General features: G+C 70.3%; 6 protein-coding genes. 4 read left to right on the top strand and 2 right to left on the bottom strand.

Annotation, left to right across the window (positions count from 1 at the left end; genetic code table 11):
- The gene (locus tag A4X17_RS06460; RefSeq protein WP_064294844.1) at positions 1 to 651 is read right to left on the bottom strand and encodes a nucleoside triphosphate pyrophosphatase; all 651 of its coding nucleotides are present in this window, start codon (positions 649 to 651) and stop codon (positions 1 to 3) included.
- 62 nt (positions 652 to 713) lie between these two features.
- On the opposite strand from A4X17_RS06460, the gene A4X17_RS06465 reads away from it, so the two are divergent.
- From A4X17_RS06465 to A4X17_RS06480, 4 genes are all read left to right on the top strand, one after another.
- Positions 714 to 2,018, top strand: coding sequence for a class I SAM-dependent RNA methyltransferase (locus tag A4X17_RS06465; protein ID WP_064294845.1), 1,305 nt, complete (start codon positions 714 to 716; stop codon positions 2,016 to 2,018).
- 77 nt (positions 2,019 to 2,095) lie between these two features.
- The gene (locus A4X17_RS06470; protein WP_064294846.1) at positions 2,096 to 2,752 is read left to right on the top strand and encodes a response regulator transcription factor; all 657 of its coding nucleotides are present in this window, start codon (positions 2,096 to 2,098) and stop codon (positions 2,750 to 2,752) included.
- A gap of 67 nt (positions 2,753 to 2,819) precedes the next feature.
- Positions 2,820 to 3,992: a sensor histidine kinase gene (locus A4X17_RS06475; RefSeq protein ID WP_079002866.1), complete on the top strand. Its 1,173-nt coding sequence runs from the start codon at positions 2,820 to 2,822 to the stop codon at positions 3,990 to 3,992.
- On the top strand, positions 3,989 to 5,050 hold the full coding sequence (locus tag A4X17_RS06480; RefSeq protein ID WP_064294848.1) for a hypothetical protein: 1,062 nt from the start codon (positions 3,989 to 3,991) through the stop codon (positions 5,048 to 5,050). Before A4X17_RS06475 ends, A4X17_RS06480 begins: the two co-directional genes overlap by 4 nt.
- A 118-nt stretch (positions 5,051 to 5,168) precedes the next feature.
- Here A4X17_RS06480 and A4X17_RS06485 read toward each other — a convergent pair whose 3' ends face one another.
- On the bottom strand, positions 5,169 to 6,440 hold the full coding sequence (locus A4X17_RS06485) for an HNH endonuclease signature motif containing protein (protein ID WP_064294849.1): 1,272 nt from the start codon (positions 6,438 to 6,440) through the stop codon (positions 5,169 to 5,171).
- Between the last annotated feature and the right edge of the window lie 88 nt (positions 6,441 to 6,528).

Consider the following 6,528-nt stretch of genomic DNA (forward strand, 5'->3'; position numbering starts at 1 on the left):
TCAGAGGGCACCGGGCCGGTTGCGGAGCTCGTGCCAGTCGTGTCCCAGCGTGCGGACGAGACGCCGCAGGGTCGGGAGCGAGAGGCCGACGACGGTCGACGGATCGCCCTCGATGCGGGTGATGAAGGCGGCACCCAGACTGTCGATCGTGAACGCCCCCGCCACCGCGAGGGGCTCGCCCGATGCGATGTACGCGTCGATCTCGGCGTCGTCGAGGTCGTCGGCGAAGGACACCTCGGCGCTCGCGACCGCGCCGATCCCGACCGGCGAGGCACCGGTGCAGTCGATGAGCCAGTGACCGGAGTACAGGGTCCCCGTCCTCCCGCGCTGGGCGTGCCAGCGTTCGCGGGCGCGCTCGGGTGTGTGGGGCTTGCCGTGGACGACGCCGTCGAGGACGAAGACCGAGTCGCCGCCGAGGATGAGGTCGACCGCGTCGCCACGTTCGCGCACGACGGCCAGAGCGGCCTCCGCCTTCGCACGGGCGAGGAGTGCCACGACCTCGTCGGGGGCGAGCGGCGCACCCGCGGCGCGGGTCGCGTCGTCGACGGCCCGTTCCTCGTCGACCGACGACGGGACGACGATCGGCTCGATGCCACTCGACCGCAGCAGGGCGAGTCTGGCCGGTGACGTGGAGGCGAGCGTGAGGCGCATGACGGTTCCTTCTGCAGTGGACGGTGGACTCCCCGCAGCCGCCCGTGTGACATGCTCGACGCATGAGCACGACGACTGCACGCACCGTGGAACTGGACATCACCAACGTAGCCCACGGGGGTGTCTTCGTCGCCCGGCACGAGGGCCGGGTGGTCTTCGTCCCCGACACGCTCCCCGGCGAGCGCGTGCGGGCACGCATCGTCGACGAGAACGAGAAGCGCTTCTGGCGGGCTGAGACCCTGGAGGTCCTCACGCCGTCCGAGCACCGCCGTCCGCACGTCTGGGCCGAGGCCTCCGTCCACCGCGAGCCGAGCGAGCGGGCGGGAGGAGCGGAGTTCGGACACATCGAGCTCGCCCACCAGCGTGCGTTGAAGCACCAGGTCCTCGCTGAGGGGCTCGAGCGGTTCGCCGGAGTCGCTCCCGATTTCACGGTCGCCGCGGTCGAGGGCGAGACGCCCGACGGCACCCGGTGGCGGACGCGGGTCTCCCTGCATGTCGACCAGCACGGCAACATCGGTCCCTACGCCTCGCGGTCCCACCACGTCGTCCCGGTCGACGACCTGCCGCTCGCGATCGAAGCGGTCGCTGGAGCGGCCAAGCTCGAGGAATTGCCGGACGGCACCACGTCCATCGACATCGTCGCCTCCTCGACCGGGGCGGTCCGCGTCCTGACTCGTACGGACGAGGTCGGAGGCGGCGACCGCCGACGCGGTGGCGGGCGCGGTCGACGCGGGGGACCGAAGCCGGTCCGTCCGGCGGCAGACCCGATCCGCGAGCTCGTCGGCGAGCGCGAGTTCATCGTCGACGCGAACGGGTTCTGGCAGGTACACCGTCAGGCTGCGACGACCCTCCAGCAGGCCGTGTCGGCGGCCATCGACGACGCGCGCTTCGACCCGCGCGCCGCGAACCTCGACCTCTACGGCGGCGTCGGCCTCCTGGCCGCGGGCGTGGGGGACCGCTTCGGCGCGACCACCCGCATCACGACCGTGGAGAGTGACGAACGGGCCACCGAGTACGCGGGCGAGAACCTGTCCGAGTGGGTGGGCGCACAGGCCGTCACCGCGAAGGTCGACGCCTTCCTGCGGTCGGAGATCGCGACGGGCAGTCGGATCGAGCGGTCCCGGTACGCCACCGCGACCGTCGTGCTCGACCCGCCCCGCTCGGGCGCCGGCGCGGAGATCGTCGCCATGCTCGGCGAGCTGCGGCCCGCGTCGATCGTCTACGTCGCCTGCGACCCCATCGCGCTGTCCCGCGACGTCGCCCTCCTGGCGGAGCAGGGCTACGAGCTCGACCACCTCGCGGCCTACGACCTCTTCCCCAACACGCACCACCTCGAGGCCGTCGCGGGCTTCTCACGGACGGCTTGAGCGGGCCCGAGCCGACGGAGGCGACTCGCGATCCGGCCGTCGCGCCCGGCGGGTCCGTCACTCGCTACGATGGTGCCGTGGTGACCGTCGCAATCATTGATGATCACGAGTCCGTGCGGCTCGGGATCGAAGCGGTGTGTGCGCACGCCGGGTATCAGGTCGTGGCGAGTGCCCCGACCGCCGTCGAGTGCATCGCCGCGTTGAACGGCGTCGTGCCCGACGTGGTCGTGCTCGACCTCTCGCTCTCCGACGGCAGCACGCCGACCTCGAACATCCACGCGGTGCAGGCTGTGGGGGCACACGTCCTCATCCACTCGATCGCCGATCGGGTCGCACTGGTGCGCGAGGCGCTGGCCGCCGGAGCGTCCGGGGTCATCCCCAAGTCCTCACCGACGGACACGGTCATCGCCGCCATCGGCACGGTGGCCCGTGGCGAGGCCCTGAACAACATCGAGTGGGCGAGTGCGATCGACGCCGACAGCGATTTCGCGCGGGCGCAGCTGGGTCGTCGCGAGCGAGACGTCCTGCACCTCTACGCGTCCGGCCTGCCGCTGAAGACCGTCGCCATGCAGCTCGGCATCGCCTACTCCACGGCCCGAGAGCACATCGACCGCATCCGGGTGAAGTACGTCGAGGTGGGTCGCCCGGCACCGACGAAGGTCGACCTGCTCCGCCGAGCGGTCGAGGACGGGATCCTCCCCGGCCTCGATCAAGGCGGGACGGATGTCTCCTAGCTTCCGGGCACCGACCAGGCATCCCGCGATCCCCGCGACCACGAGAGATGTCCAGGTTCAGCGCCGGATGCTGAACACCGCGAACTTCGAACGCCTCCTCGGCCGGTCGGTCGCGATCATCGGACTCGTCTTCGGACTGCAGACCGCGTTCACCACGCTCGGACAGGGCGTCCAGATCACCGGCTGGTTCGGCGTCGTCTACGTCTCGCTCGTCTTCGGGACGATGTTCGGCGCCATCATCTGCTGCCTCTTCCTGTGGCACCACCGCATCGCCTCCGGCGTCTTCGCCGCCGTGTTCTTCGTGGCCCTCCTCATCTGGCCGGCGGTGAACGCGCAGGCGTCGGCGGACATCAACCAGGAACCGTGGATCTGGTACCTCTGCACGATCGCCGTCGCGTTCGCCTGCATCCCGCTGCAGTTGCGGGGGGCCATCGTGTACCTCGTCGTGACCTCGGTCATGTACGGCGTCAACCGCGTCATCGACGCCGACTTCGCGCCGGCGTCCTTCGAGATCGGTGCGCTCGACGCGTCGTACGCGACGATCATCGGAGGGCTCATCGTCGTCCTCGTCGGGCTGTTCCGTGTGCTGGCCGGTCGGGTCGACATCGCAAGGGCGGCCGCCCTCGCCACCTACGACGCGGCCGTCAAGCAGCACGCCACGGAAGTGGAGCGCGTCGAGGTCGATTCGATCGTCCACGACAGCGTCCTCGCCTCCCTGCTCGCCGCGGATCGGGCGCTGACCCCGAAGTCGGAGGCGCTCGCCGTCATGATGGCGCGGGTCGCGATCGAACAGCTCGAGGGTGTCGGAGCGCCGATGACGAACGAGGACGAGGTCACCGGTCTCGCCGAACTCATCGAACGGCTGCGTGCGGCCGCGTCGATGCTCGGTGAACCGTTCTCCGTCACGGTCGAGGGGGCGTCCGGCCGGGTCCTGCCCGTCACGGTCGCGAACGCGGTCTACTGGGCGACGGTGCAGGCGATGGTCAACAGCGTCGAGCACGCGGGTTCGGGAGTGGCGCGGAGCCTGTCCATCGAGGGCACGGTCTCCGGCGGCGTCTGCGTCATCGTCGGCGACGACGGCGTCGGGTTCTGCCCCGAGCAGGTCGCCGAGGAGCGGCTCGGGCTGAAGGTCTCGATCGTCGAGCGGGTCGCCGCGGTCGGCGGTCGCTCGACGGTGATCTCCCGTCCGGGTGAGGGTGCCGTGATCCGCATCGAGTGGTCACCGGAGCACGACTCGTGACCCCGGCACCGCGGTACGCCCTCGTCATCCTCGCCGCCCTGTTCTCGGCGTACCACCTGCTCCGCGCGGCGCTGACGCTCGAGACACCCCGCGACGTCGTCCCGGTCCTCATCGCGATGCTCGTCTACGCCGTCGCGAGCGTCCTGAGTCTCTGGCCGATGGGCACGACGCGCATGCCGTCGTGGCTCGCGAGCATCAACCTCGCGACCGCGATCGTCGTCCCGTTGCTCGTGACCAGCCAGCTCGACCCCACGCGGAACAACGGGTACGCCACCTGGCACGTCGCGTCGATCGGGACACTGATGACGATCACCGTGGTCCGGCAGCGGGAGGCGGTCGCCTACATCGGGATCGTCTTCCTCACGGTCCAGTCGCTCCTCTGGGCGGGTCCGGGACTGGCGCTCGGGATGGGTGTCACGGGCAGCCTCATCTGGGTCGTCCTCGCGAGTGTGCTCACCCGATCGATCGCCGGGGCGCAGCACGACGCCGAGCGCCTGACGCAGGCGGAGCATGCGACCTCGGACTGGCAGGCGGCGCAGTACGCGCACGTGCACGAGCGGAGACGACGCCTCAGCCAGACGGGCCGACTGGCGACCCCGATGCTCCGTACGATCATCGCCAACGGCGGCAGGCTGTCGGTGGCCGATCGCACGGAGTGCCGGACGCTCGAGGCCAGTCTCCGCGACGAGATCCGTGGCCGCCACCTCCTGAGCGACCCGGTCCGGTCCGAGGTGCTCGCGGCCCGGCGGCGCGGCGCGATCGTGAACATGCTGGACGAAGGTGGCCTCGAGGAGCTGGACGCCGGCGTCCTCGACGCGATCCACGAGCAGATCGCCGAAGCGCTCGCCGCCTCGCAAGCCACCCGCCTCATCGTGCGGAGCGTCCCGGACGACGAACGCGTCGCGGTGACCGTGGTCGGCCTGCGCGCGGTGCACCGTGAACCGGGCGTCGCTGCGGGTCCGGACGACGACGACGAGGAACTCGACGTCTGGCTCGAGATCCCGCGCGACGGGTCCCGTGCCGACGTGGGTGCGGTCGGCGTGTCCGACGAGGACTGAGCCGCTCCGACGAGGACAGCGCCCGTCCACGGGCTCAGGGACCGAGGTGTTCCGGGTGGACTTCTTCCGGTCACTGAGCTTGTCGAAGTGCCCACGAGGAACCCCTTCGTCGGCGGGGTCAGAACGGGGCGGGATCGGGTGCCGCCCGGTGGTGTTTCCCGTCGGGTGTCGTCCAATCGAGCACCCCGCCGGGTCTGTGGTCGAGGTTCCACCCCGGCAGGTGCTTCATCCGATGGTGATGTCGACACAGGCAGGCGAGATTGCCGACATCCGTGGTGCCTCCGTCCTCCCACGCGATCGAATGATCGAGGTCGCAAGCCCGGGCCCGTCTTCCGCAGCCTGATGCTCGACAGGTGCCGTCCCGGAGGCGTACAGCGCGTTGGAGGTCGGCCGGAACGCGGTACTGATTCCGCCCGACTGAGAGAACCGCACCGGTCTCGGGTTGGACGAGGATCCGGGTGAAGCTCGGTGCGTTCACCGCGATGCGTGCTGCGGTCTCGGGGTCGATGGGGCCGTAGCCGTCGAGCACGGCCGGGGCATCGCTCATGCCGACAATGCTGAGCGCCGGGACGGTGATCTGCACGGTCGGTGTGATGTGTTCCTGCACCTCGATCGGGTGCGGGAGGACCGGGCTTGACATCACGTCGTCCGGTGTGACGCCGGTGAGTGCGAGCGCCGCGAGCGCGTCGGCCTGGAGTTGTCCGCAGGTGCGGGTGTCACCGGCCTTGCGCGATTCCGCAGCTGCCGTCTCGACCCGCTCGATGATGCCTTGCGCGATCGGTGCCGTGGTGAACAGGTGCACCCACGCCATGCCGTCGGCGGCAGGTTCGAACTCGACCCGGCGGTCAGCCTCCGAACGGGTTGCGCGCGCGGTGATCGATTCCGGGTGGAGGCGCTCGCGCAGCACGCGGGCACGCTTCCGGAGGTACGCGTTGGTGGACTCTTCCGCGACCGGCAGGACCTCCGCGAGGAACACAGCTCGCCCCGCGGTCGGGACGTCATTGAGTTGGTCGATGATCGTCTGCGCATGCCGCGCCGAGATGCGACCCGCTTCAAGGGAGGCGAGCACGGCGGGTGCTTCGTTCACCAGGCGCTCGGCGTCATTGGTCGCCCGCTGCACGGTCTGCTCCGGCGTGCGGGTCGCCATCGCGAGCGCCGCACAGGTCGACCGGCGGGAGAGCGCCTGCCGTTCCGCCGGCGGGAAGATCGCCGGAACCGCGACGTCTGCGAAGGCGTCCGCGTAAGCGGCAGATCGAGCGAGCAGGCGGGCCTCCTCGGCGTCCAGGCTGGCGCGACGCCGCTGGATGTCCGCGTACTGGTCCGAGAACTCCGCGAGCTGCGCGGCGTACTCGTCGCCGACGCGGATCGCGGAAAGGGTGGTCTCGGTCATGGAACCAGTCCACCACGAACCACTGACATTCCAGATGCTGAGTCGCACCGGTTGTGGACGTTGCTCGTGGGCCCTTCGACAGGCTCAG

The sequence above is a fragment of the Plantibacter sp. H53 genome, from assembly GCF_001650455.1.
GTDB lineage: Bacteria > Actinomycetota > Actinomycetes > Actinomycetales > Microbacteriaceae > Plantibacter > Plantibacter flavus_A.